The organism is Microbacterium sp. NPDC057407, from assembly GCF_042803895.1.
In the GTDB taxonomy this organism is placed as follows: Bacteria; Actinomycetota; Actinomycetes; order Actinomycetales; family Microbacteriaceae; genus Microbacterium.
Genome location: NZ_JBHVCA010000001.1, coordinates 14,857 through 39,507, shown reverse-complemented (window position 1 = coordinate 39,507; position 24,651 = coordinate 14,857). Strand labels below are relative to the sequence as shown.

At 67.8% G+C, this 24,651-nt stretch carries 26 protein-coding genes; 11 read left to right on the top strand and 15 right to left on the bottom strand.

Annotated features, from left to right (window positions below):
- Positions 1–51 precede the first annotated feature (51 nt).
- Positions 52–834, top strand: a complete 783-nt coding sequence (locus tag ACFUTX_RS00220; protein WP_378860187.1) for a LacI family DNA-binding transcriptional regulator — start codon at positions 52–54, stop codon at positions 832–834.
- 33 nt (positions 835–867) lie between these two features.
- Here the strand turns inward: ACFUTX_RS00220 and ACFUTX_RS00215 are convergent, their stop codons facing one another.
- The 3 genes from ACFUTX_RS00215 to ACFUTX_RS00205 all read right to left on the bottom strand — a co-directional run bounded on the left by ACFUTX_RS00215 (position 868) and on the right by ACFUTX_RS00205 (position 2,862).
- Entirely contained in the window at positions 868–1,296 is a 429-nt protein-coding gene (locus tag ACFUTX_RS00215) for a CBS domain-containing protein (protein WP_378860186.1), read from the bottom strand.
- 148 nt (positions 1,297–1,444) lie between these two features.
- Positions 1,445–2,146 (bottom strand): hypothetical protein, encoded by a 702-nt coding sequence (locus ACFUTX_RS00210; RefSeq protein WP_378860185.1) that lies wholly within the window; start codon positions 2,144–2,146, stop codon positions 1,445–1,447.
- Between the two features lie 95 nt (positions 2,147–2,241).
- Positions 2,242–2,862 carry a hypothetical protein gene (locus ACFUTX_RS00205; RefSeq protein WP_378860184.1) on the bottom strand — a complete coding sequence of 207 codons (621 nt, stop codon included), beginning with the start codon at positions 2,860–2,862 and terminating at the stop codon, positions 2,242–2,244.
- A gap of 200 nt (positions 2,863–3,062) precedes the next feature.
- Between ACFUTX_RS00205 and ACFUTX_RS00200 the strand changes: the two genes are divergently transcribed.
- The 5 genes from ACFUTX_RS00200 (at position 3,063) to ACFUTX_RS00180 (ending at position 6,523) form a co-directional block, all read left to right on the top strand.
- Entirely contained in the window at positions 3,063–3,308 is a 246-nt protein-coding gene (locus tag ACFUTX_RS00200) for a hypothetical protein (RefSeq protein ID WP_378860183.1), read from the top strand.
- Positions 3,309–3,409: 101 nt separating this feature from the next.
- A complete protein-coding gene (locus ACFUTX_RS00195; RefSeq protein WP_378860182.1) occupies positions 3,410–3,829 on the top strand; it encodes a YciI family protein in 420 nt (139 codons plus the stop codon).
- A 25-nt stretch (positions 3,830–3,854) separates the two neighbouring features.
- Positions 3,855–5,096 carry an RNA polymerase sigma factor gene (locus ACFUTX_RS00190; RefSeq protein WP_378860181.1) on the top strand — a complete coding sequence of 414 codons (1,242 nt, stop codon included), beginning with the start codon at positions 3,855–3,857 and terminating at the stop codon, positions 5,094–5,096.
- 189 nt (positions 5,097–5,285) lie between these two features.
- On the top strand, positions 5,286–5,777 hold the full coding sequence (locus tag ACFUTX_RS00185; protein WP_378860180.1) for a DNA alkylation repair protein: 492 nt from the start codon (positions 5,286–5,288) through the stop codon (positions 5,775–5,777).
- A 62-nt stretch (positions 5,778–5,839) separates the two neighbouring features.
- Positions 5,840–6,523, top strand: coding sequence for a hypothetical protein (locus ACFUTX_RS00180; protein ID WP_378860179.1), 684 nt, complete (start codon positions 5,840–5,842; stop codon positions 6,521–6,523).
- 90 nt (positions 6,524–6,613) lie between these two features.
- Here ACFUTX_RS00180 and ACFUTX_RS00175 read toward each other — a convergent pair whose 3' ends face one another.
- The 7 genes from ACFUTX_RS00175 to ACFUTX_RS00145 all read right to left on the bottom strand — a co-directional run bounded on the left by ACFUTX_RS00175 (position 6,614) and on the right by ACFUTX_RS00145 (position 13,026).
- Positions 6,614–7,204: a hypothetical protein gene (locus ACFUTX_RS00175; RefSeq protein WP_378860178.1), complete on the bottom strand. Its 591-nt coding sequence runs from the start codon at positions 7,202–7,204 to the stop codon at positions 6,614–6,616.
- A 140-nt stretch (positions 7,205–7,344) separates the two neighbouring features.
- Positions 7,345–7,938 (bottom strand): 1-acyl-sn-glycerol-3-phosphate acyltransferase, encoded by a 594-nt coding sequence (locus ACFUTX_RS00170; protein ID WP_378860177.1) that lies wholly within the window; start codon positions 7,936–7,938, stop codon positions 7,345–7,347.
- A gap of 87 nt (positions 7,939–8,025) precedes the next feature.
- Complete coding sequence (locus ACFUTX_RS00165; RefSeq protein ID WP_378860176.1) at positions 8,026–8,940, bottom strand: hypothetical protein; 915 nt, start codon at positions 8,938–8,940, stop codon at positions 8,026–8,028.
- Positions 8,941–9,597: 657 nt separating this feature from the next.
- Entirely contained in the window at positions 9,598–10,455 is an 858-nt protein-coding gene (locus ACFUTX_RS00160) for a helix-turn-helix transcriptional regulator (protein WP_378860175.1), read from the bottom strand.
- Positions 10,456–10,535: 80 nt separating this feature from the next.
- Positions 10,536–11,417, bottom strand: a complete 882-nt coding sequence (locus ACFUTX_RS00155) for a helix-turn-helix transcriptional regulator (protein WP_378860174.1) — start codon at positions 11,415–11,417, stop codon at positions 10,536–10,538.
- A 91-nt stretch (positions 11,418–11,508) separates the two neighbouring features.
- The gene (locus ACFUTX_RS00150; protein WP_378860173.1) at positions 11,509–11,853 is read right to left on the bottom strand and encodes an ATP-dependent DNA ligase; all 345 of its coding nucleotides are present in this window, start codon (positions 11,851–11,853) and stop codon (positions 11,509–11,511) included.
- A 741-nt stretch (positions 11,854–12,594) separates the two neighbouring features.
- The gene (locus ACFUTX_RS00145; protein ID WP_378860172.1) at positions 12,595–13,026 is read right to left on the bottom strand and encodes a hypothetical protein; all 432 of its coding nucleotides are present in this window, start codon (positions 13,024–13,026) and stop codon (positions 12,595–12,597) included.
- Between the two features lie 129 nt (positions 13,027–13,155).
- On the opposite strand from ACFUTX_RS00145, the gene ACFUTX_RS00140 reads away from it, so the two are divergent.
- Both ACFUTX_RS00140 and ACFUTX_RS00135 read left to right on the top strand, forming a co-directional pair.
- Positions 13,156–13,584, top strand: coding sequence for a MarR family winged helix-turn-helix transcriptional regulator (locus tag ACFUTX_RS00140; RefSeq protein WP_378860171.1), 429 nt, complete (start codon positions 13,156–13,158; stop codon positions 13,582–13,584).
- Positions 13,585–13,909: 325 nt separating this feature from the next.
- Positions 13,910–14,731, top strand: a complete 822-nt coding sequence (locus ACFUTX_RS00135) for a response regulator transcription factor (protein WP_378860170.1) — start codon at positions 13,910–13,912, stop codon at positions 14,729–14,731.
- Positions 14,732–14,780: 49 nt separating this feature from the next.
- On the opposite strand, the gene ACFUTX_RS00130 is transcribed toward ACFUTX_RS00135, so the two are convergent.
- On the bottom strand, positions 14,781–15,101 hold the full coding sequence (locus ACFUTX_RS00130; protein ID WP_378860169.1) for a hypothetical protein: 321 nt from the start codon (positions 15,099–15,101) through the stop codon (positions 14,781–14,783).
- A 1,339-nt stretch (positions 15,102–16,440) separates the two neighbouring features.
- Here ACFUTX_RS00130 and ACFUTX_RS00125 point away from each other — a divergent pair.
- Positions 16,441–17,637, top strand: a complete 1,197-nt coding sequence (locus ACFUTX_RS00125; RefSeq protein WP_378860168.1) for a hypothetical protein — start codon at positions 16,441–16,443, stop codon at positions 17,635–17,637.
- A 446-nt stretch (positions 17,638–18,083) separates the two neighbouring features.
- On the opposite strand, the gene ACFUTX_RS00120 is transcribed toward ACFUTX_RS00125, so the two are convergent.
- Positions 18,084–18,416: an ATP-dependent DNA ligase gene (locus tag ACFUTX_RS00120; protein ID WP_378860167.1), complete on the bottom strand. Its 333-nt coding sequence runs from the start codon at positions 18,414–18,416 to the stop codon at positions 18,084–18,086.
- 558 nt (positions 18,417–18,974) lie between these two features.
- Here ACFUTX_RS00120 and ACFUTX_RS00115 point away from each other — a divergent pair.
- Complete coding sequence (locus ACFUTX_RS00115) at positions 18,975–19,175, top strand: helix-turn-helix domain-containing protein (protein WP_378860166.1); 201 nt, start codon at positions 18,975–18,977, stop codon at positions 19,173–19,175.
- Positions 19,176–19,328: 153 nt separating this feature from the next.
- Here the strand turns inward: ACFUTX_RS00115 and ACFUTX_RS00110 are convergent, their stop codons facing one another.
- The gene (locus ACFUTX_RS00110) at positions 19,329–19,880 is read right to left on the bottom strand and encodes an alternate-type signal peptide domain-containing protein (protein WP_378860165.1); all 552 of its coding nucleotides are present in this window, start codon (positions 19,878–19,880) and stop codon (positions 19,329–19,331) included.
- Between the two features lie 738 nt (positions 19,881–20,618).
- A complete protein-coding gene (locus ACFUTX_RS00105) occupies positions 20,619–21,335 on the bottom strand; it encodes a TetR/AcrR family transcriptional regulator C-terminal domain-containing protein (protein WP_378860164.1) in 717 nt (238 codons plus the stop codon).
- A gap of 213 nt (positions 21,336–21,548) precedes the next feature.
- Here ACFUTX_RS00105 and ACFUTX_RS00100 point away from each other — a divergent pair, with 213 nt between their 5' ends.
- Positions 21,549–22,913, top strand: a complete 1,365-nt coding sequence (locus ACFUTX_RS00100) for a diguanylate cyclase (RefSeq protein WP_378860163.1) — start codon at positions 21,549–21,551, stop codon at positions 22,911–22,913.
- 652 nt (positions 22,914–23,565) lie between these two features.
- On the opposite strand, the gene ACFUTX_RS00095 is transcribed toward ACFUTX_RS00100, so the two are convergent.
- Complete coding sequence (locus ACFUTX_RS00095; RefSeq protein WP_378860162.1) at positions 23,566–23,718, bottom strand: hypothetical protein; 153 nt, start codon at positions 23,716–23,718, stop codon at positions 23,566–23,568.
- Positions 23,719–24,651: the final 933 nt, after the last annotated feature.

Here is a 24,651-nt window from a genome sequence, read left to right as displayed (position 1 = left end):
GAATCGAGAGCGAGGTAGCGGTGACACCAGCGTCACGGCTTTACTGGTGTCATGCAGGACGATGACGCTGACGCTCCCCCCGACGTTCTCGTGGTGCGCGACCTCGTGAACACGGTCGAGTGGCAGGAGGACGACGAGTCGTGGGCGACGCCGGCGGCGCTCGGCGCGTGGCTGGCGGACCGGTGGGGCGAGATCGCCGCTCCGACGGAGCACGACCTGGTGCTCGCCCGGCGGATCCGAGAGGGGCTCCGCGAGGTGCTGCTCGACCATGCGGGGCACGACGCGCGGCAATGGGCCCTCGACGATCTGAACGATGCGCTGCGCCACGTGCCGGTCGCCCTGCGGTTCGCCGGGCCGCGCCCCGCCGTGACGACCTCTGCGGTTGAAGCGGCTCGTTCTCCGCTTGCTCCGCTGGTCGTCGCCGTGGACGCCGCGACCCGCGACCCGGGGTGGCACCGGCTCAAGGCCTGCTCCCGTGACACGTGCCGGTGGGCGTACTGGGATCCGAGCCGCAACTCATCCAAGCGGTGGTGCTCGATGGAGGGGTGCGGCAACTACGTGAAGATGCGGCGACGCAACGGGTCCACGTCGGCGGCCGGCGACGCTCTTCCGCTGTCGGGTGAGGCGCCGCGTCCGGTCACCCTCCTCGATGTCGCCATCCGCGCCGGGGTCTCCACGAAGACGGTGTCGAACGTCGTCAACGACGCGCCGCACGTCAGCGACCGGATGCGCGCCCGCGTGCAGACGGCGATCGACGCCTTGGAGTACCGCCCGAATCTGGCCGCCCGCGCGCTCGCCAAGGCACGGGCGAGCGAACCCTCTCGAGGAGAATGATGGATCGCGGCCGGGCCTAGGGCTGACGAGCGCCTAGCCGTCGGTGTCGTCCCTCGAGATCTCGCGGACCGCCTCGCCGGTCTCGGTGGCCGACAGCGCGAGCGCGACGTCGGCCTGGCTGATCATCCCGACCAGGTCGTGCCCGTCGATGACGGGGAGTCGCCGCACCTGGTGGGTCTCCATCGTGGTGAGGGCGTCGCGGATGTCGTCGTCCGCCCCGATCGTCACGGGCTTGCCCTGGGCGAGCGAGCCGGCGTGCGCCTCGCGCGGATCGCCGCCCTCGGCGAGGCACTTCACGACGATGTCGCGGTCGGTGAGCATGCCTTTCAGGCGCCCGTCCTCTCCGCAGATGGGCAGGGCCCCGACATCCAGGTCCGCCATCAACCGGGCGGCCCGGGCCATGGTCTCGTTCTCGCCGATGCACTGCACATCGGGCGTCATGATCTCTCGTGCGGTGGTCATGGCTTGCTCCTCGCCTGGGGTCGCCACGATAAGGAGGGCGCTCCCTTCTGCCAAGGGGGATTGACACTGTCGGTGCTCGGCCGTAGCAGGCGCGGCAGCGGTTCGATTCAGGCGCCGGAGCCGTCGGATGCCGGCGCGGCCGGATCGCTCAGGCCCAGAAGCGGATCCACGCCGCGTCCGCGAGACGCTCCTCCACGAGCGCGGCCACATCGATGTCGTCTCCGGTGACGGTCCAAGGGCTCGCGTGGTCGCCGTTCCCGGCGACGCTGAGGTGCACCGTGGCCCAGTCCGGGTCGATCCACCCATGAACCCGATGCGCGTCCCCGACCTTCCAGCCACCCGGTCCCGGCGTCAGCCCGGCGCGGCGCAGCCCCGCATCGATCACCGACGGCGCCTCGGCCACGATCGTCGCCTCGAGTGCATCGCCGGCGTCGCGGGAACCGCGTCGAAGGCGGAAGCGGCGCAGCGCGTCGAGGTTCGTCAGCTCGCGATCGGTCAGTTGCAGACCATCCGCCGCGTCGACTGCCGGGGGTGCGCTCGGCGAGGCGATGAACCACTCGCCCTCCCCGAGATCGGACGGCCGCACCCGTGAGCCGGCGCGGACCGGGCGCGTCACGGTGCCGTCGACACGGCTCACGACGATCGGGGGAACCTGAGCGCCGACCGAGTCGCGAGACAGCGAGGAGGCGAAGTACCGCGCACTGTTCGGGTGGAACACCCAGAAGCGCGGGGTCTCCAGCGGCGTCCCGGGTACGACGTCCTCGTTCGCAGCGCCCGAGTCGCGTCGCAGTTCGCGAGCAGCCAGCTCTGCAGCCTCTTCCGCCGTCAGCACCGTCTCAGTATTCACCACCCGCCGCACAGGCGACCGCTGCACTTTCCTGCAACCGCTGCGCATGTCGACGTCGCGGTTGCAGGAAGGTGGCGCGGTCGCGCCGGCCGGCCGCTTCAGCCGCCTCCGCCGCCGTCGAACCCTCCCCCGAACCCGCCGTCGAAGCCTCCCCCGAAACCGCCGCCGTCGAAGCCGCCGCCGAATCCGCCCCCGTCGAAGCCGCCCGAGGAACCGGGGTCGTACGTCTCGCCGACCCAGGCCGGTTCCGATGCCAGCGCCAGCGACCCGCCGCCCGCGCTGAAGTAGGCGACGACCGCAGCCGAGAGAAGGAAGTTCTGCGACACCATGACCGCCACGCCGCTGTTCATCAAGAGAGCGCGCGAGTCCACAGCATCCCGCGGATCCCGCTCCTCGCGGGTGTCGGTGAGCAGCGCGCCATCCGTCGATGAGCCCTCCGCGCGCTTCGCACGACGCTCCTCGGCACGCCTGACCAGTTTCGCGAGAACGGTGGGGTCGTCGGATGCCGCATCCCGCTCCTTCTCCGAGAGGAAGGGTCGCAGCTGCTCGAACATCTCGCGGCGGCGCTCGGCCGGAACATCCTTGAAGGCAGTGGCGTGCGCACTCTCGATCACCGACGCCGGCAGCGTGTTCAGCAGGTAGACGTACCGGCCGATGCGCTCCTCGTCGGTCAGCGCCTCGAAGCGCCGCTTGCGCCGGAACCTCGTGAAAATGCCCATGAGCGACCTCCGCGTTCGCGCTCAGGCTACCCCGCGACGGGATCATCCGGCAGGCCGCGGGCGATCGCCGCACCTCCCGGCAACCGCTGCGGATCCCGACGCAGCGGTTGCCGGAAAGTGGCGCGGTTTCGTCCACGAGCCGCGCCTTGAGCCATGCCGCACAGATTCGTACAATTTCGCAGCGAAGGGAGCGTTCCGAGATGGATGGGCCAGAGCTGCTCGCAGCACGACTCCTGCGTGCGATGGTCGCGGATGACGTGGACGCCGTCAGTCACCTCGTCGTCGAGATCGAAGACAGCGCGTACGCGGGGCTAGTGGCGACGGGCCTCGCCCAGTCCTACATCGCCGAGGTCTTGAAGACCACGAGACGCACCTCGCTCCTGCGAGCGCTGGAGGCCCGCATCCTCGAACTCAGCCCCGTCGACGCGGGGGCCGACGACGGCTGAAAGAATTTCTCGCACCCGTGTCGATCTCCGCTCGCCCCGTTCGACGCGATAGTGAGAGGGACGAACGGTCACCTCGAAGCAATCGGAACAAGGAGCGAGAAATGAAGCACATGCTGATCATGCGGGCCACCCAGCAGGCCTTCGAGGACTACGCGAACATGGACTTCGAGGCCGTCATCAACGCGATGGGCGCGTACAACGAGTCGATGATGAAGGCGGGCGTGCTGGTCGCGGGCGAGGGTCTCGCGCAGGAGCCGGGCTACGTGGTCGACTTCGCGGGCGATACGCCGATCGTGAGCGACGGCCCCTACGGCGAGGTGCACGAGCTGTTCAACGGCTTCTGGATCATCCAGACGGCCTCGGCCGAGGAGGCCATCGAGTGGGCGAAGCGCGCTCCGCTCACGCCCGGCAACAAGCTCGAGGTGCGGCGCGTCAACGACGAGGCCGACTTCGAGGCCTTCGAGGGCAACGAGTACCTCGAGAAGGAGAAGGGCTGGCGGGCCGAGCTCGGCACCGAGTGACCTCCGCCCCGAGAGAACTGGGACGATGAGCGACACCCGGCGCACGGTCGAGGCCGTCTGGCGCATCGAAGGACTGCGGATCGTGGCATCCGTCGCCAAGATGACCGGCGACCTCGGCCTCGCCGAGGATGTCGCCCAGGAGGCGCTCGTCGAGGCCCTCGGTTCGTGGCCGAGGGACGGCGTCCCGTCGAATCCCGGCGCGTGGCTCACCGCCGTGGCGAAGCGTCGCGTGATCGACGCGTGGCGGCGTCGGGAGCGGCTCGACGAACGTTATGCCGCGATCGCCCACACGCTCGACGAGGCGGTCGACGAGGAGTGGCGGCCGATCGACGACGACGTGATGCGACTCATCTTCACGGCGTGCCACCCCGCGCTGTCGCGCGAGTCTCAGGTGGCGTTGACCCTGCGGGTGGTCGCGGGCCTGACAACGGAAGAGATCGCACGGATGCTGCTCACCAGCGTCACCACGGTGCAGGCGCGCATCACCCGGGCGAAGAAGTCGCTGGCCGCCGCGCGGGTGCCGTTCGAGACGCCCGACCCCGCCGAATGGAAGGACCGGCTCTCGGCCGTCCTGGGGGTCGTCTACCTGGTCTTCACCGAGGGCTACGCTGCCACCGCCGGCGACCGCTGGGTGCGGCCCGACCTCGCCGACGAAGCGCTGCGCCTCGGCCGGATCGTCGCGGGACTCCTGCCGCGAGAGCCCGAGCCGCTCGCGCTCGTCGCGCTCATGGAGTTCCAGCGCTCCCGCTTCGCCGCTCGCGAGACGCGCGCGGGCGAGCCCGTGCTGCTCGCCGATCAGGACCGCTCGCGCTGGGATCGCGGACAGATCCTCCGCGGCGTCGAGACGCTGAGAAGAGCGGATGCCGCAGCCGCCGCCCGCGGGATGGGCCGCGGCTCGTATGCGCTGCAGGCCGCGATCGCCCAGTGCCACGCGGTCGCTCCGAGCGTCGAGGACACGGACTGGCCCCAGATCGTGCTGCACTACGAGGTGCTCGGCCGCATCGCCCCGAGCCCCGTCGTCGAGCTCAACCGGGCGGTGGCGGTGTCAATGGCGACCGGCCCCGCCGACGCGTTGCGGATCGTCGACGAGCTCGAGGCGTCGGGGGCGCTCCGCGGCTCGCACCTCGTGCCGAGCGTTCGCGGCGAGCTCCTGGCGCAGCTGGGCCGCGCCGACGAGGCGCGCTCCGAACTGCTGACCGCGGCAGGCCTGACGGCGAACGCGGCGCAGCAGAAGGTGCTGCGCGCCAAGGCGGACGCGCTCCGCTGAGGGGTTTGGTGCGACGCGTCGCCAGTTCCGACGTTTCACCGCGGAGCGCTGCACTTTCCTGCGAGCGCTGCGCATCACGACGCAGCGCTCGCAGCGAAGTGGCGCGGTCGCACCCGCATCCGGGTCAGCCGCCTCTGGCGCCCTTGTCTCGCAAGCGCCGCCGCACCCGTCAGCGGGGAGGATGGAGAGGTGGAATCACCCGCCGCGGCCTTCATCGACCGCACGCTTCGGGCCGAGGCATCCGAGTGGCGCACGTGGGCGGACCGAGACGCGTCGGTCGGCGGGATGCGCGTGTACGGAGCCTCGGTGGGCGCGGTACGCGGCGCGGTCCGTGACGCGCTTCGGCGGTATCGCGACCTCGGGCACGACGACATCGTGGCGCTTGCGTCCGAGCTGTGGGCGGCGCCTGTCGTCGAGCGCCGCCTCGCCGCGGTCGTCCTGCTGCAGAGAATGGTCGAGTCCCTGACGGCGAATGACCTCACGCGCATCGAGGGCTTTCTTCGCGACGCGCGGATCACGGCACTGATCGAGCCGCTTTCCCGAGATGTCGTGCGGCCCCTGCTCGACCGCCTCACCGGCGTCGAAGCAGAACGTGCCGGCCGGATCGTCGCGCGCTGGGCCCAAGCGGACGCCGAGTCCCTCCGAGCTGCGGCCGCGCTGCTGAAAGCGCCCGGCGCATGACGTTCCCGCGCCGATCCTGGCGGCAGCGCATGAGTGGCGGGGATGCCCGCTACGGTCGTGCTGTGCATGCCCGCTTGGCCTCGTGCCTCCTCCTCACCTCGATCGCGTTCCTCGGCGGATGCGCCTCGCCCGCCACTCCGACGTCGGCGGCCTCGAACACGCCCGGCGTGACGACGCCGGCAGCTGAGGCCCCGTCGCCGACGCCGACGCCGACGCTGACCGACGAGCTGACCATCGGAATCGACGGGATCACGTACGACCACGACGGCGTAACCGAGGACTTCCTCTTCGAGGGAGCGAGCGAGGCCGAGGATCTGCTCGCCGCGGTGGAGGAGATCACGGGGCAACCTCGGGCGGGCGAGGAGATCGAGGGACCGTATGGGGGCTTCTGGGGAACGGGCTACAGCTGGGATGGCATCAGGGTCGTCGTCACCGGCGAGAACGCCGACCGCGTCAGTGTCGCGGTGACTGCTGCCGCCATCGGCGGCGTCCCTGTCGTGACCGAAGACGGTGCACTCTCGATCGGGTCCGCCCGGGCCGACGCCGTCGCCGCCGGAGCGCGGGACGGATGGGATGCCGACGGCGATCGTGTCGCGGATGAACTGGCGATCGGCGAGCTCGAGGTACCCGGCACCAACTCACTCGTGAATCCCGGAGAAGTCGGCACCATGTTCGTGGTGCTGCGGATGACCGGCGACACGGTGAGCGAGATCCAGTCGCCCGGCAACGACTTCAGCGACATCTGAAGCGGCGACATCGGCAGCGTGTCAGCCACGATGCGCGATCCTCGCCATCAACTGACGCGACGCGGCTGGGATTGACGGTCCTACCGGGTGCTACCCGCGGACGAAGGGAACGGATGCCTCGTATCCCTCAGTGTCCAGCTGCAGTACGAGGGCGTCGCCGTCGCAGGAGAACGACGACGCCGAGACAGGCCATTCGGCGAGCGTGTCCGCCGTCTCGTCCGCGAAGATCGCGCTGGCCCGACCGTCGTCCGTCGGGACGACGGTCAGGTCGTTCTCACGCGCCGTCAGGGCGAGCGCGTCGCCGTCGGCCTCGTACTCCCCGGTCATCGTGCCGGCGAGCGCGACCGACGCGGTGCGGCCCAGCCAGGTGACGGAGGTGGGGACGTCCTGCGTGAACTCGAACGTTCCCGTCGGCGCGAAAGAGATGGTGGCGGATGCCTCGACGTCGATGACCGCGTCGGGGTACTCGAGACCTCCGGGCAGCGCGTCGTAGATCGGCTGGAGCTCATCCGCCCCGACCGACCATGAGCCGACGAGACACTCGGCGGGTTCAGGGGTCGATGTCGGTGTGGGTGCAGGAGTGGCGGACGGCGACGCGGCATCCGTCGTCGTTGCCGTGCATCCCGTCGCGAGCACTGCGACGGCCGCGGCGAGGACCAAAGCGCGCGTCGATCTCTTCATCCACCCATCATCGTGCCCGCGACAGCGGAACGCACGCGTCGCGTGTCATGCGTCGTCCCGCGACACCGCCGAACCGACGCCGGCAACACCGGCTCGGCACGCGCTGGCCCGTCAGGATGGGTCGTGGCCCGATCTCTTTATCAATCGCGCCCGCTGTTGTGGCGGCCGGCGTCGTCCTCCTCGCGCAGGCGCGGCTCGACGCGCAGGTGCGGGCGCAGTCCCGACTTGTCGGCATAGAAGGCGCGGATGGCCTTCATGTCGGCGCCGACGTCGCCGGTGAGCGTGATCGTGGGTCCCAGCCCGGTGGTCATCGTGGTGCGATCCACGTACCCGAGCGTGACCGGGAGGCCGGCATCGCGCGCGATGCGGTAGAAGCCCGACTTCCAGTGGGTGGCTCCCTCGCGCGTGCCTTCGGGCGTGACCACGAGGCCGAAGACATCCCCGGCCCGGATACGGCTGACGAGCGCGTCGACCACCCCGGCGGGGTTCGACCTGTCGACCGGGATGCCGCCGATCGCCCGCATGATCGGGCCCCGCCAGCCGCGGAACAGGCTCTCCTTGCCCAGCCACCGGAATCGCATTCCCAGGCGCCAGGCGATGCCGAGCATGAGCACGAAGTCCCAGTTCGAGGTGTGCGGCGCTCCCAGCACGACACTGGGCCGGGTCGGCGCCGGCTCGGTGACGAGCGTCCATCTGCTGAACGCCCAATAGACGCGGGCGATGAGGCGGAGCATCCGGCTACCCTACCCGCCCCTCCGCACCGATCTCGGCTCTCGTCGACCGCCCTGGTGTCGGCGCGCGTCGTCGAGGCCGGTCCGCGCCTACTGCTCGATGAAACGTATCGAGTAGGCCGCGATCGGCAGGGCTGAGGATGTGATCGCCCTCTCGATGGCCGTCTGCTGCAGCGCGGGGGCCACGAGCTGGACCTTCGCCACCCCGTCGGTCTGCTGAGTCGCGTCACTGGCCCAGAAGCTGGTCACCCCGCGGTCGTCCGCGAGCTCCCTGAGCAGCGCGAGGTACTCCGCTGCCTCGCCCCCGGAAAGCCTCACCCCCAGCGTCGCCGCATTGATCTCGACGTCATCCTCGAATGCGAGCCCCGCGGCCGCGAGCAGGTTCGGCGCGTACGCGACGAGTGGCAGCAAGTGCGTGAATCCGGCACGCGCCTCCTCGACCTCGACGACAGTGAGCCGTCCGGGCTCGAAGATCGACGGCTGCAGGGAAAGACCGGGGCCGACGCGGCCCAGTTCATCGATCAGTCCGGCAGCGTCGAAACCGAAGTCGAGACACCGTGAGGCGGCCTCGGAGTCAGGCGGCGACGACGCGTGCAGCGACACCTCGGTCGACGACGGGGTGACCACCCGGATCGCCCACGTCACTCCGTCGGGGTAGTCCGTCGCGCAGGCAGCGTCGAGCAGCGCGGGCAGCCCCGCGCGATCCACCGCCACCGCGACCGTCGTCGTCGGGTTGGAGAAGGTGGGAGCCTCGACCCACCGCTCCGTGTCGACGCTCGCGACGCCGGGGAGGCGGTCGATCTCCGTGGCGAACTCTTCGAGCTCCGGGCTCGGCCGGTTGAAGTGCGTCTCGTTGACCATCCATCCGAAGATCACGAGACCAACGCCGATCAGAACGATGATCGCGACGACGAGCGCCGCCAGACCGGCGCGGCGACCCCGTCGCGGAGGCGGGGAGCCGTGCTCAATCCCCCGCACGGGGGCCGGTGAGAGTTCCGTCGACATCGCCCGTCCTCCCCAGGAACCGTGGTCGCGCCTGTCACCACCGACCGTATCGCCAGCTGGGTGACATCAACAGTGGTGGCTGATCGCGCGCCGACCTGCCCGTCCCGGCGCACGGCGGCGCATATCACAGGGCCCCAGGTCCGACAATGGCAGGGCGTCGATCCCGAAGGCGGGCGAGACTCGGGCGATGCTCCGGAATGTCATCAAGTATCTGCCCGTGATCCTCCCCGTCGCCCTGAAGATCATCCAGTCACAGCGTGCGAAGAGTGCGTCGACCGCTCCCCGGAGCACCCGCCTTCGTCGCTGAGGTCGGACCGCAGTGAGCCGCCAGGAGCGTACCTGGCACCGCGACTGCGCCGCGCTCCCTCAGAATGCGAAAACCCCCGAATCTTCGGGGGTTTTCATGGCGGTGACGGTGGGATTTGAACGCATACGGTATGCGGTCACAGGGATCACTTAGGGTCTCAGAACCGCATAAGATCAACCCTCCGAGGTCTCAGCCATGCGTTCGAGTCTCAGCCGTTTCATGCGTTTGTTCCCGCTCTTGTTCCCGGCTGGCCGGGGTACGGGGGCCTACGGCGCGTGCGGATTCGGTCGGCGAGCGGGTCTCGTGGGTGTGTGGTGCTCCGTGGCTGGGAAGGACTGAATCCGGCTGCGTTAGTTTCGCAGCACCTGAGCTGGCGACACACCGTAGGCACTTCGGAATAGGGCGGCGAATCGGCTGGGTGAGGTGAAGCCCCATCGGCGGGAGATTTCGCTGACCGTGGCTCCGCTGGTCGGGTCGGCGGCGCGCAGGTCCTCGAGGGCGGCCGCGAGTCTCACGGTGCGCAAGTACTCCGTTGGTGAGATGTTGTCGGGATGTGCGGCGCGAAATGCGGTGACTAGTTCGCGGGTGGAGACGTTCGCGGCAGCGGCGGCGTCGTCGATGGTGATGGGGAGGGACGCGTAATCGTGGAAGTAGTCGACCGCGGTGCGACGAATGGCGTGCTGGCGCGCTGCTGACGCTCGCAGTGCGGGTCTGTCAGCGACCAGCCGGAATGACTCCAGCATGGTCACGGTCAAGTGCCGGAAGAGGCTCGCTCGCACGAGGTCGTTGCGGAGCAGTCCCGCCTTGTGCTGGGCGCGGGCGAGTTCCAGGACGCTCAACCACATCTCGCCCGCTTGTGGTGAGACTGGTCGGGGTCCGTCGAACGTGAGGATGAGGCGGTCATCCCCGTAAAGTCGGCGGGCGGTTGTCTGCACGGCCTCGGCTTCGAAGACGACGGCGCGGTTCTCGTTGTCGGTCATGTGATTGATGTACGGCGTGTGCGGGCGAAACAGCACGGGTTCGAGCGCCATGTCGCCGCTGTCGCGGCCCTCTTCCCACCGGCAGGAGGTGACAGCGGAGGCGACGACGAACTGGGTGAGTTCGATGGCGACGGAATACGACCCCTCGAACCGGCCGGAGTGGAGCTGAATGTTCTCGTCCCCCGCCAGATGTTGGTGGAAGTGATGGAACGCGCGGCCGATCGCCACCGGCCCGTAGGAGTCGTGCAGGTGTTGTTCCGTCTGGTCGGGGTCGGTGAAGTCGACGGCCTTCTCCGTGTACACGCCAGTCATGATGGTTGCCCGCTCTGAGCGCGGGTGAGGGTGTCGGAGGGGTTCTCCCCGTACACGCTGCGATAGGTGGCAGCGAACCGGGCGGGATGCGCGAACCCGCACGAGCGAGCAATCGCGGTGACCGTGTCGCCTGCCGACGGATGCCCCTGCACGAGTGCGACGCGAGCGTGCGTCAATCGGACGCGGCGGAGATACTCCGAAGGGGTCATCTGGAACTCGCGCGCGAACGCGTACTGGATGCCGCGGACGCTCATCCGAGCAGCTCGGGCGATGTCGGCCAGCGAGATCGGGGTATGCGCGTTGTCGTCGATGAAGGTCCGGGCGCGCCGCACGGCGGCATGACCCACCGGGATGATCTCGGACGGCGCGTCATCCCAGGTGTGGGCGAAGCAGGCGAGACTCGAGGTGACAACGAGGTCGAGCAGGCTGGAAGCCACCACCGGATTGTCGGCTGCACCGGTGCGGATCGCGCGCGAAACGGTGCCCATCACCGCGTCCCAGTAAGCCCCGTACTCGGGGGTGCGCGGTCCGATCCCGGTGAACTGGAAGCTGTGCGCCGGTCGCCGCACGCGCCCCTCCAGTCGTCCCAGGAAGGCGGCCGAATCGACGGTGAGCACCTGGGCGTTGGCGAGGTCATGGCGGCTCCGCATCCCGGGGTGGATGACATATGGCTGTGCCGCGTCGATAGTTTCCCGCCCTACAGCCATGTTCCCGTCGAGAAGGACTGCCCGGCCGAACATGAACCCCGCCGTCGCGGTGACGCCGGTGGTCACCGGTGGTCCGGCGATGGCAAGGCTAAGCAGGCTGACCCCGTGCGACACCTTTGACGCCCTCATCGCGAACGTCAGCTCGGTGCCCCGATCAGATCCCAGTTGCACGCCGGGAAAGTAGGCCTCCAGGGCGGCGACTGCCATCTCACTTTCGCCGGCAACAGTCTGAATCGTCGCCATGTCATCGCTCCGGGGCTAGTCACGCGTCCGCGTCGACCAGATGACGGGCTTCCGCGCTCTGCTCAGACGGGGCAGGCTCTGGGACGAGATACAGCCCGCTCCCCGAGTTGGCGGTAAACATGAGGGCGTTCAGCCACGCCGGGTTCAGCTTAGGAGGGCGGGAGCCGTAGTACTTGAAGACCAGCGACGCCGACGGATGCACCCACACCGTAGTGCGACCATCACCAATACTGGCGTCGTCCTTCCACGAGAAATGAAACGACTCCGAACGGCGCAGCTTGGATGCGATTACGACCTGCAGATGCGCGAGCGTCCGGTCGTCGAAGTCGACCTTCACGCCGTTCTCATACGTGAACTTCCCCATTCCTGCCTCCTAGGCGCGTCAGGTCTTCCTGCAGCTAACGGTATGCCTGATCCGGATCACGCAACACCCCATCCGTTTCCTGCACGCGCACGCTCGGCGGGTCGGGCGCGGCCTTATCGTGGTCGCGGGACGCGGAAGGCGCAGGTCATGGGGACGGTCGAAGTGGTGTACGGGGCGAGTCGTACCGCGTTCCCGGGCGCTCGCTCGACGACGTGCAACAGCAGATCGACGTCCTCGCCCTGGGCGCATCGGGTTGGCTGGAAGCCCTCGACGGCCACGGCGCCCGCGCACCATACCGGCTCCTGATTGCTCCCGGCATCCCTGTTTCCATCACTCAACTCCCGACCGAGTGGCAGCGGCACCCTCGAGCCGGCCAGCCCCGTGATGCTCGCCTCTGCGGGAGTCAACCCCGCGGCGGCATCAGCCACGGAACTAATCTCGCCGACTGCGGTGCGACGGGTCCGGGCGGGGATGACCGATTCGGCGGTGCGGGCACAGACGACCGCGGCCGTCTCTACACAGCGCTGTCTACGGGCCTGACTACCGGCCTGATTTCGGCCGCGACTTCCAGCAGACACGTTTGACGACTGGGTCGATTCGGCGGGAATCAGCGAGCGGGCGACGGTCACGTTCCGGCCGCTTCTCGTCACGGACGCGCTGAGCTCGACCATCGACGCGCTAGTAAGCAAGCTCGCAACGTGGGAGCGACGTTCTAGACAGGATCGGCGGGGGGTGGCGGATTCAGCCGTTGGTGAGCTCCGGGGTGATCTCCGTTCCCCCGACGGTCAGCTTCCCGACGTCGAGGTCTTCGACCTCTACAGTTCCCAGCGTCATCGCCGCCGATTCGTTCGTCGCGGCGTCTGAGGAGACGGCCTGCACCTGTTCGGGAGTGAGCTGAACCCCCGCCGCCGAGTGGGCGGATTGCGCGAGTTGGTCGATCCACTGACGATTCAACTCGATGGGCTCTGCGTCATCGAGCACGAACCGTAGCGGGATGGAGGGGTGAAGCCAGATCGTGGACTTGCCTGGGCGCTCACCGTCGGGATGATTCCATGACACGGTGAAACTCTCGCTCCGGCGCAGTTTGACCGCGATGACCACCTTGAGGTGTGCGAGGGCGCGGTCCTCGAGGTGTATCGGGTGACCGGCGTTGCCATAGAAGATGGTTCCCATTACGACTCCCACTCGTCGGACCTCGACGATCCATCACTGTCGAGGACCGGTCTTTGACTGCGGGCGAGCGCGGAACAGATCCTTCAATCGCTAAAGTACACCCGTCGTCTCAGCCGCTACATTCGAGACGTGCGACACGCGGACATCGAGAGCGTCTTGGGGGTGGTGGTCGAATTCGCCCGGCACCTCCTGCCCCCCACCGACGTGCAGTTCGGGGACGGATCGCTCACCAGCACGCAGCTGCAGATCCTCTCCCTCGTCGCCCATGCCCCCGAGCAGCCGTCGCTGGTTGTCCTTGCCCGTACTCTCCGGTTGACGCAGGGCGCGGTCACACAGGCGGTGGACGGTCTCATTACCCGCGGGATTGTGGAGAAGCAGCCGTCGGCGACCGACGGGCGAACTCGGCTCCTCGCGCTCACCGTGCAGGGAGCAGACATGGTGTCGGACTATGAATCCGCCATCGTGGCCCAGGTGGACCCGTGGTTTGCGGAACTGGACGACGCGGATCTTGCGGAACTTGCGCGCCTCCTCGCGTCGGTCCGCCCGGGCAGAGCATGAAGGGCGCGCTTGGACACCAGGGCCGAGGGGAGCTCGACTGTGGCGGGCGGTCGGCCGCGAAGGGTGCCGGCCCGGGTTCGGACAGTGGGAGGGTTGCGGCTCCCCGCCCGCCCGTGTCGCTTTTGACAGAACCGGGGTTTCGACCCCCGCCTGATCGGTCTTTCGCGCACAATGATGATGGGGTACGGAGCGCGCCGGATGGTCACGAATTCGGGTCTCGTGCGCGGCAGGCGTCCGTGCCGCCTGCTTCCCTAGGCTTGAGCGCGCTCGCCCGGGGAAGCAGGAATAGGGGCACAGACCGGCCGACACGCCCGGGACCCCCATCATGAGCACGGGTAACGCGCAACCCCAGAAGGTCGTGATCATCGAGGACGACCCGGATATCCGCTCGCTAATCTCCACGGTCCTCGGGAAGTCGGGGTACACCACGGTGGCCGTCGACAACGGTGCGGACGGTGTGCAGGCGGTGCTCACGCACCTTCCTGTGCTGACCACCGTTGATGTCGCGATGCCGGGGATCGACGGGCTGGAGACGGCCCGCCGCATCCGAGCGGCAGGGTCAGACACTTACATCGTGATGCTCACTGGTCTCATCGACGAGGCGGATGTGATTGCCGGGCTCGGATCGGGTGCTGACGACTATCTGCTCAAACCTTTCCGGCCGGGCGAGCTGCGCGCCCGGGTGGAGGCGGGGCTGCGCCGCGCGCACCGCACAACAACCACTCCATCGTCTCAACCCGTGTCCGGGGATACCCGCGAGGATGCGCGTGACCATCCCGCCGACCCCAGCGATCCTCCTGCAGCCGATGGGGCGGGTGGGTGGGTCATCCACCGTGATCTGCAGCTTCATGCCGAGCACCGGCTCGCCTCTCTCGGTGGGCAGCAGCTTGCGCTCACCCGCACCGAGTTCAACCTGCTGGCGGCACTTCTCCAGTCCAAGGGGCGAGTTGTCAGCAAGCCCGCGTTGGCACGAGTGCTGCGCGACCAGACCTACATCACCGCGGACACGGTTTCCGCCGCCGACCAGCGGGCCGTCGAATCGCACATGACAAACCTTCGCCGCAAGCTCGGCGACTCCGCCACGCACCCCAACTACATCGAAACGGTCACCGGGGTCGGCTACCGCCTGACCCCACCCTCGGGCTAACGGCAGCCGCGGCGACCTCGGGCCATGCCGCAGGTCGGGCTGGCGCGGGCTACTGGGAAAGTTCCAAGGCGAGGCGGTCCAGGAGCGCCTCGAGGGAGACCTCGAACTCCCCTTCGCTGCGGTCTTCGCTGAGCATGTTCCGCAACCGGTAGACCTCCGGCCCGTCCTGCAGGCTACGCCGGCCGTCGCCTTCGGGAATCGCCGCGCCGCCCTCGTCCAACGACTCGCACACCGGGCCGGTCTCCGCGCCACGGACGGCGGATTCCAGCAGCAATTGTCCTAGCAGGAAGCTGCTGAAGGACCGATACGTGTTGACGGCCTGCTGGTCGGTGAAGCCGTGGCCGATGAGAGCGGTGAGGAACGCGTTCACCACCTCGATGCTGCGAAACGGTGGGCGAAGCCATGGCGCGGCGGGGTGACCGGTTGCCACGAGGGGAAACACTTTGGGGTGGTCGATGGCGATCCGGCGAATCCGGCCTTGGTTTGCGGGTGGCCCTGTCAGTGCTCGGCGAGTTCGGCGTCCAGGTCGGTTAGCAGGCCGTCCATCAGTAGCGCGACGAAGCCTTCGAGGTGTCTTCCTTGCCGTGCACGTGACGGTACAGCGACATCGCCTCCACCCCGAGCTGCTGCGCAAGAGACCGGATCGACAGGCTCTGCGCCCCGACTCATCGATCTGCCCTAACGCCGTCGAGATGATGAGCTCGCGGGTCAAGCGCGGCGGCGCCGCTTCGGCGGGGGTCCTCCGGTTCTTTTCGCCACTCTCCGATACTTCCCCGCCGGGCAGGTCACCGCGAATGGTTGCTCCGCCCGAGCTTGGAGGCACGGGCTCTCCGGCAACGATCCAGGAGACCATCGAGGGAATGTGCGCGTCACCCATGATCACCGTATCTGCCCGCCCATAGGTGTGACTGGCGATGCAGCTTAGGGTCCAGGGTCCGATCCCGCTGATGGTGCCGAACGTTCGAAGGACGGAGTGATCGTTCTCGGCCGACAGCCTTTCCAAGAAGGGAGGGACCGTCCCACGCCGATGAGCGTCCGGGCGCGTTTCGGGTCGATGTTGAACCGGTCGAGGTCAGAGAAATCGAGTTCGGCGGTCGGGGCTGCGCTCGGGGGTGCGACCAGGTCCGCCCGGCTCGGTGCGGGGTCGCCGCGCGCGCATTCGTGTGCCCGCCAACTCGAGGACGCCTCGGCCCGCCGAACTCGTTGCTGGATCACGAACCAAGCGATGTCGCGCCACAGCGAGCCGGTGCGGTCAGGTCACTGTGCGGGCGCGCGGGGTCCGACTGGACGATTCCCGTCACATTTCAAATACGGGAACCGTTTTTCGGATGGCCCGCCCAGCGCATTGCGGACACTGCTTTCGCAGACCGTACCTCGATGGTTGGCTGGCTCTCAGGCGGCGAGAACGCACTGATACGGAGGCAAGGCCTACAGTCAGCCTAGGAGGTCGGCCATGCCGCTCGCGGGGCAGATGCGACAAGACCACAGCTGCACTAGCAACCACCACGAGCGGGCTCACCACGACGCCCCGAAGCGCCGAGCGAGTCACGTTTCATCCTTTGCCTCTGGCAGAGCGCAGGCGGGCCATCTCCCACGGCCACGACGCCAGAGCCGCTCCTCCGATCCCGGGATCGCGAAGCCCCGATCCAGAGTCGTACGGCGGATCGCATCGGCTACCGTGGGAGGGCGGACGGCGAAGCCGGACCAGCGTGGCGATGGGTCAGCGCGAGGTGGTAGGGCAAACGGTGACATCGGCTGAGAGCGTTTTCGCGAGAGACCGGCCGCTCTATCTGGAGAGCGAGTCCGGGAAGATTGACCGGTACCCACGCAATGTCTGGTTACGGTGGGGATTGCGCCTGGTCGCGGCGCTGCCGTTCGTGAGCGTTGCGGTGTGGTTCCACCTCGCCTCGGGCGGCAACTGGGACGGAACAGCGAACGGCGCGCTCGCCGAACGGGTCTCCACTCTGCCGTGGGGCTCGTCAGATGTGGCCGCGCTCGCGGAACTTTACCCGATCATTTCGAGCGTGGCGGCGCTGATCATCCCCGGAGGGGCGTTCGGCTTGGGCGTGGCGGGGGCGCTCGTCGGCGGGCTGCTGATTCAGCTGACCATCCAGTCGATGCAGCGAAAGGAATTCCCTTTCCCGGTACGAATCGTCTTCATCCTCACCCTCGCACTGACGCCAATGTTTGCCTACGTCGTGACCACCAGCTTCGAGGCGGCCCTGGGTCTGACATTCTTCGGCCTGGGGATGATCGACCTGGTCCGCTTTGTCACCTACGCCAACACGCAGGCCGGATTCCGCGCGGGACTTCTCTTCGCCTGCTCGGCGCTGTCGGATTTCACCGGGCTCTTCGTCGCGATGGTGGCCGCGATCGCGGCAGCCCTCATCGTCCGATCCCGAGCCGCGTCGCGACTCGCGAACGCGATCGTCGTGGTCTTCCCCACCCTTGCCCTGCTGGGCTCCCTCATGGTTCTCGGCGTGGCTTTCCGGCTCGGCCCGCTCGCGATGATCCGCGGCGACCTCCACTGGGACACCGCGCGGGCTGCCGACGTCGCGCAGTTCCTGGCAACACCGTCGGGAGTCCTCTACCTTGTGCCGACCGCGGTGGTGGTGCTCACCGCGATCGTGCTGCGCTATCCGGGGGTCGGGGCGGTGGCGCCATTAATGACGGCGATGATCCTCCTCGCCTACATCGTCGGGCTCACCCCGCCAGGCCTCGCCGGCATCAACTACCTCCTGATGCTCCTCCTTGCCGTCGCTGTGGTGCCCAAGCCCACGACGGTGACCATGGTGGCGGTGGTCTGCGCGACGTCCGTAATCCTGTGGGGCATCGGATGGGCGCAGGCCTTTGACAACGACACCGTGAGCGCCTGGATGCACGTTCTGACCGGCGGTGCGCGGTGACCGCGAACTCGCGGTTAACCGGTCTGGCATTGCGATCACCATGAACGTGGAGCTTCGGCTCGAGTCGCAAATGACCTACCCGTGAACGCACGGGAGAGCTCTGGCTCCCCTGCAGCCCCGATCGAACCAGCCTTCGTCGCCCGCACGCCCCGCAGCCTCGAAAGGTGGGTGTCGTGACATCCGCCGCAGGGGTTTGCTGCAGTACTCGGCCCCAGCCGCAGCTCCGGCTGATGCCCGCTGGATCGACGTCGGGAGGCTAGGCATCTGTCAGCTGAGAGCAGTGCGTGGCATCGGTTAGGCACGTGGTGCTGTAGCTGCGAACGGCGCGGAGGGGTGCCGGTCCTCGCGGCAGCCCCCGCGGCTGCGCATCACGTTGATCTCAATAGGCCCACAGCGTCACATGGGACGATAGAAGGCACCGCTCCTGCCACCAGGATCTCCAGCGTTCACTCGGGCGCGGCGATCTGTCGAGAGGGGGCCATCGGCTCTTCTAGCTCCGGGATGATCGTCAGGCCTCGCGGGCCGCTCGCAGCCTGCATCATCGCCTCCAACCATCGCCGGTTGATCTGCGGCTGCCGACCGCCGAAGAAGTGGAACTGTAGCGGAATCGCTGGATGAATCCAGTAACTGCGGCGCCCGCTGCCGTCTCCCATGTCGACATCAAACATGAATGGCTCTCCTCGGCGGAGCTTGTTCATGATCACCAGCCGGATGTGCGCTAGCGTCCGATCCTCGATGTCCACCGAGTTGGAGCTCGCGTCGTATATGAACCTCCCCATGCTTACAGTGTAAGCGGAGGGATCGGCGCCGCGAGCGCCTGAGGCAGATCCGTTGCGCCTCGACGGTGGCTACATCATCAGCGCTTGGTGGGCGCACGCCGGTTCCCTTCGTTGGCCGGACAATGGGCAGCGACACCTCGCCGCGCGGTACCGGCCAACCACAGACAATGTATCGGTGAGCGAAACCTCGCGAACAGCGACATCGTCTCGCCGTCACGCGCCCGCGGTCCGCTACACACTGCGCAGTCCTCCCTGTCGCCGATCGGGAGGCTGCGCCGATACCTGGAACGTCACGCACCCCTGGAGGCGGGATGCGACGAGCGCACGGAAGAGCAATCAGTCACAGCCATACCCGCGTGCCAGCCGAATCGCGTGCTCAGCCACCCACGCCGACGAATCGAATGCTTCCGACGCCTTCAACCAGTCGACGGGTGGGTCTCCCACCGCGGGCTGCAGCTCCATGCGGAGCATCGACTTGCCTTCGTCGGCGAGCACCCGCTCAACTTCACTCGCATTGAATTCGACCTTCTGATGGCCATCCTGCAGTCCAAAGGATGAGTGGTCAGCAAGCCGCCCCTGGCGCGGGCGATACGGAACCAGACAGACATCACCGCCGACTCAGTCACCGCCGCCGACGAAGGCGCGGTCGAGACGCACATCGCGAACCTTCGCCGAAAGATCGGGGACTCCGCCGCGCACCCCCGGTACATCGAAACGGTCACAGGCGCCGGCTACCGACTCACGCGACCCTCTCCGTAGCGGCACCCCTCACCGTAGCGCCACCCCGGCCGGTCCCCGCCTGCCGAGGTGGCGTCGATCCTCAGAAGTGCTTCGGGTGAGGCGGTCGAAAAGCGCTTCGATGACACCTCGATCTGCCCGGGTTCAGCACAGCTTCGCCCGGAAGCGGACGGCTCAGTTCGCGCCGTTGGCGGTCTGCGTGACGGTGACGGTGGTGGCGCCGAGGTTCCAGTTCTTGTTCATCGTCGCGGCCGTGTCGTTGGTGGCGTTGGAGCCGAAGGGCCAGGTCAGCGTGAAGACGAGCTGCCCGTTGGCGGTGCCGCTGGCGACGGTGAACGACGTCCCGGCGATGGCGCCGGCGTTGTACGTGCCGGCGACGCTCGAGGTCAGGTGCGCCGGAACGGCCGAGAAGCCGCCCCAGTTGATCGCGCCGTTGGCGGTCAGGTTGGTGCCGTTGGCCTTGGTCTGGAAGGGGACCGTGTAGATGATCTGGTCGCCCGGGACCATCTTGTACGACGAGAGGGTGCTGGTGATGTCGGTCGTCGTGCTGCCGCGCTTGACCTCCCACTTGGCACCCGAGGTCAGGGCGACGCTCAGCTCGCCGGTCTGGATGGTGGCCGACGTCGTCGACGCGCTGCCCTGCCAGTAGGCGAGCGATCCGCCGCCGCCCAGCAGCAGTGCGATTCCGGCGGCGATGGCGATCGTGCCCTTCATGGACTTCTTCATGGCTGTTCTCCCACGGTTGGGCGGGCTGGGGCCCGCCTGCTCTCTCGGCTCTGCGGACAAGCCTGGACGCCGCACCTCGAGAGACCCGCTTGATAGCCGCAATGCTCGCGCAAGACCGGCGCAGAATTCGGGGGCGCCCGGGGCGAGCAGGCAGATCGGACGACCAGCACTGCGGCCGCTCCCAATCACATCCCCAGGGTCAACTTCTCGCCGGCCGCAAGCCCAGGGGCTGATCCGAGACCACTATTCGGGGCGGATCTCGCCCTGTGTTCACGTCGTAACAACCTTGAGGGTCGGCGCACCAAGCGATTCGAGCAGCTGTCCGTGTGGCGCGATGAGCGGTCGGGCGGGCGAGCGCCCGACCCACCGCCGGAACCTCGCGGGAACAGCGGTGTGAACGCCACGATACAGTTCCGCGGACCCTCGGCGCGCCTCAAGCGTCCGCCATCGACAGACCGCCCTTCCAGTTGTCGAGCGTGTCGTCCGACCCTTCCACTTGGTCGGCCCGCGTCAACTGGCGTTCCAATCGGTGAGGGCGTGCAGGTCAACTGTCGGGCGGAGGTCCAGTGATCCGCGCGCCGAGTAGGGCGTGTCGGTCAACAGCGAGGTGGCTACGACGGGCGGATCGGAACCCCTGGGGACGTTGAGCGGCATGCCACGCGACCGCTCCGGCGACGGAGATCCGGGGCCTTCCGTGGGGTAGCCTGATCGACGCCATTGGCTCCGACATGATTTGGCCTACTGCGACAGCTCCTGCGCGAGCCGGTCGAGGAGTGCCTCGAGGGAAACCTCAAACTCTTCGTCACTCCGGTCTTCGCTGAGCATGTTGCGCAGCCGGTACACCTCCGGCGCATCCTGCAGGCCGCGTCGACCGTCACCTTCGGGGATCGGGGCGCCGCCCTCGTCCAGCGACTCCCCCATCGGAGCCGTCTCCGCGCCACGCACGGCCGACTCCAGCAACAACTGTCCCAGCAGGAAGCTGCTGAAGGACCGATAGGTGTTGACGGCCTGCTGGTCCGTGAAGCCGTGGCCGATCAGCGCTGCAAGAAAAGCATTGACTACCTCGATGCTGCGAAGCGGCGGGCGTAGCCACGGTGCGGCGGGGTGCCGGGTCGCCACGAGCGGAAACACTTTGGGGTGTTCGACGGCGATCCGTCGAATCTGGTGCGCCGTGGTCTGCAGGTAGCCCTGCCAGTGCTCGGCGAGCTCTGCGTCCAGATCGGCCAGCAGACCGTCCATCAGCAGCGCGACCACCCCTTCGAGGATGTCCTCCTTGCCGTGGACGTGCCGATACAACGACATCGCCTCCACCCCGAGCTGCTGGGCGAGTGAGCGCATCGACAGGCTTTGGGCCCCCGAGTGGTCGATCTGCTGCAACGCCGTCGAGATGATCAGCTCACGGGTCAACCGCGGCGCGACGGCTCCTTCTGGGGTGCTTTCGGTGCGCTTTGCCACCTTCCGATCCTCCCCCGCGGCAGCCGTCGCCGCGAGGGCTTTCTCGCCGGAGGGCCGCGTACTATGCTAACCACGTGCTTACACTGTAAGCACGTGCCGATCCCGCCTTGCGAACCCGCCCGAAAGGCCATCGATGGTCGACGTCCCTCGCCCGCGCTTCCAGCGCCCGTTCTCCCGGTCCATGTCGGAGCTTCCCACCGGCTGTCGTGAGTCATGATGGCGGTGGTTGATGAGTGGTTCGACGGTGCCCCGTGCGGGCTGCTCGCCACGGACGTGGACGGGGTCGTCGTGCGTGTCAACGACACCCTGGCGGCGTGGACGGGCCACTCCCGCCTGCAGCTCGAGCAAACCCGCGTCGCCGACCTGCTCACGCCGGATAGTCGCGCGGTGTTCGAGACGCTGCTCGCCCAGGTCCTTACCGCTTCTGGTGTCGTGGAAGAGGTCGCCCTCACCCTGCGGACCGCGTCGGGGACGGCGCTGCCGGCGCTGGTCAATGCGAGACGGGATGACGGTGGACACGTCGTTCGTTTTGCCTTCTTCAACGCGACGGAGAGGGTGCGATACGAGGAAGCCCTTCTCGCCGCCCGGCACGCAGCGGAGCTGTCCGAGCGGAGGGTGCGGATCCTGCAGGACGTGTCCACCGCGTTCGATGTCAGCGCCACGGACTCGGATGTCGCGCGCTCTTTTGCGAGCGTCGCGCGGGAGGCGTTTCAGGCCCAGGACACCGCGGTGTTCCTCACCCAGGACGACGGGGACCTTCTTCTGGCTGGGGGCACCAACCCACTGGAAGGTCGGGTCGCGCCGGTCCCTCAACTGCGGCAGACCACGGCGGTGACCGTCGTGCACGACGACAACGAGGACTACGCAGAGCTTGCCGCGGCGATGCGCGGCATCGGTCTGGCGTCGTTGAGCGTGATGCCACTTCTAGCTGACGGTCAACGACTGGGCGTGCTGGTCTGCTTCTACCGCGGCCGCACCGACTTCGACACGCACTTCTACGACCTCCAGCAGGCCATCGGCCGACAGGCATCGCAAACGCTCCTGCGGGTCCGTCTGCAGCGGCGGCTGGCGCAGCTGGCGCTTCACGACCAACTCACCGGTGTCGCTAACCGGCCGCTACTCCAAGTCACCCTCGACAGCGCCATCACCTCCGCCGCGGCCGCCTCCCAGCCGCTGTCAGTGGTGTTCCTGGACGTCGACGAGTTCAAATCCATCAACGACGCTTACGGTCACGCCGCCGGGGACATGGTCCTGGTCGAACTCGCCACCCGACTGCGCGGCGCCGTGCGCACCGGTGACATCGTTGGACGCATCGGCGGCGACGAGTTCGTCGCCCTCTGCCCGGGCGCCGACGAGGCCGCCGCCGAGGCCATCGCAGAACGCATCCTCGCGGTCTGCCGGCTCCCTATCGACGTCGCCGGAGGGTTCGTCACCGCCTCGGTCAGCGTGGGCGTGTCGCTTTACCGTCCCGGGGTGGACCCGGCCGTCACCGCACAGCACCTCCTCGGCCGCGCTGACGCCGCGATGTATGACTCCAAGCGGGCAGGAAAGAACCGCGTCACCGTCGACGCCCTGTAAGCGCTCCTCGCCCGAAGTGCTCGAGCCGGCAAACCGGTTCGATCGAACATGGATGGCTCCGTCCACATGGCCGGACAGGCACCAGGTGGCTTAGAGATCCGCCCTCGGGGGGAGCGTGGCTTGCCAACAAGCTCCCACCCGAGGGCGGCCCCCGCTGTCCGCCGGTTCGCGTTCCCATGACGCCCGAATCTCAGCGTCGACTTGCGGTGGAGCCGGTCTATCCCTCTGCTCACAAAGTTACAACCCCCTTGTTCCCGGACTTAGACCGCACACGGGTTGATTAGGGCGTCACGGGGCAAACAGACGCGGACTAGCCCCGACGATCATCGATGTCAACCCCAAGACTCTGAACCGACCCGGCGCTATCTTGCCCGTGGGTGTCCCCAGCACCCCCGCGGGAACGCAATCCCAAGAGCCGTTTCCCCAGTGGCCGTCACGCCTGGCGATGGCCGAATCGGGTTCCGGGTGTCCCCAGCGCCCGGAACCCGGGCTGACGGCGATTTCGACGATCGCTGCCGGACCCATCGCCGTCAGCCCGTCGGTCGCGCCGCCGCTTCACGCGGATCCTGAGAGATCCGACAAGCACCCTGGTCATCAGACGAGCAGGCGTGAGCCGTTATCGGCGTCGATACGAGAGTGCAACGTCGGGAGATCAAGGCCACTCGTCGCAACCAAGCGCCTCTTCGATGCCGTTACCTTCAAGTCCACGATCATCGTCGGGGATGGTCAGATGGTCGATGAACACGGGCACGCCGGGGCTGATCAGGACAGACGCCGAGGTTCCGCGTCCCACCGGCAGATCCACTACACCGCCGCCTGCGCACCGCTTCCGTCAATTGCGCAAGCACTTCATGCTCATCAGTCCCCGCCAAGAGCACTTACGCTCGACCACCAATCGTCAGTTCCGTCGCATGCGCCACTTAACTTACGTCCTCTCGGCTCCCGACCCACACGGTACGAACCGACGCGAGGATCAGTCTCGGGCATTGCGTCGGGCGGACAGGCGATGCATGCTGTCCACCGACTGGAGCCGCCCCGACGCGTGACCGGGAGGTGGGGCGTGGAGGGCGCCGGCTCCACACGTTGCTTCCCCGCAGACTCACGACTCGACTTGCCACACGAGGTCCAGGCGGTGGCGAGAGCCCGACCCAAGCAACTGCTCTCGTCGGACACCCCCCTGGATCAGGGCGGTCACTCCACACCGCCCGGGTGCGGAACGCGGCGACCCTTAGCCATGTCAAGCTAATGATCGACCGATGTTAACTCTGACGGCGAGACTCACACGTCGCCCGCATCGCGCCCTCCCCTCGCCAGCGGCAGGATCGCGCGCTCGTCGGTCGCGCAGGGACGAGGGATGGCGTCTCCGAAGCTCGCCCGGTTGCGATCGCCGCTCGCGATCTGGCCAGGGCACACCCTGATTCGAAAGGCGGAGGTGGCGCGAACCGCTGCGGGCCGGTGCACCGCGGCGGAGATGATTGCATCCGGCGGCCTCCCCGTAAGGAGCAGCACGGCGGGCGAGCGGCGGACCTCATCGCGGAACCTCACCGAAAGCGGCGGTGGCTAGCGATGCTGGACCCGCTCTCGCACCTGGCGCACCCTCCTGCCAGTCGCCCGGCCGCTCACGCCCGACTAAACCCTATAGGTCGGGTCCCCACCTCGGGTGCCCCCCCAGCAACACGAACCCGGTCAATTCACCCGCGGTTACGATCCCGTCCGCATCCCCTTTGTTGCCTTCGGC